This window comes from Rhodococcus sp. Chr-9, from assembly GCF_000801125.1.
Classification (GTDB): Bacteria; Actinomycetota; Actinomycetes; order Mycobacteriales; family Mycobacteriaceae; genus Rhodococcus; species Rhodococcus pyridinivorans.
Window position 1 is genome coordinate 1 of record NZ_JTIZ01000126.1, and the last position, 336, is coordinate 336.

A 336-nucleotide genomic window follows, 5' to 3' on the forward strand; every position below is an offset into this window, starting at 1 on the left:
CCAGCGGCTCATCGCCGCCTACGAGGCCTCCGGGCGCCGCGAGGGCAAGATCGCGATGTACAAACTCCTCAAATCGATCCGGGCCGGGGTACCCAAGGAACTCCCGGAGCTCGCGCAGCTGGGTCGGTCGCTGTGGAAGCGGCACCGGGAGATCTTGGCGTACTTCGATGTCGGCGCCTCCAACGGCCCGGTCGAGGCCATCAACGGAAGACTCGAGCACCTGCGCGGAATCGCTCTGGGCTTCCGCAATCTCGGCCACTACATCCTGCGATCACTCATCCACTCCGGCCAAGTCCAGGCACGAATCAACGCACTCTAAATCCGGAAGGGCCAGTT

The 336-nt window shown here is 64.0% G+C and carries 1 protein-coding gene; it reads left to right on the forward strand.

All coding sequences use genetic code 11. The annotated features are described in order from the left end of the window. Nucleotides 1–319, forward strand: a 319-nt coding sequence (locus QR64_RS23055) for an ISL3 family transposase (RefSeq protein WP_039587466.1), incomplete at its 5' end; no start/stop codon positions are given. Between the last annotated feature and the right edge of the window lie 17 nt (nt 320–336).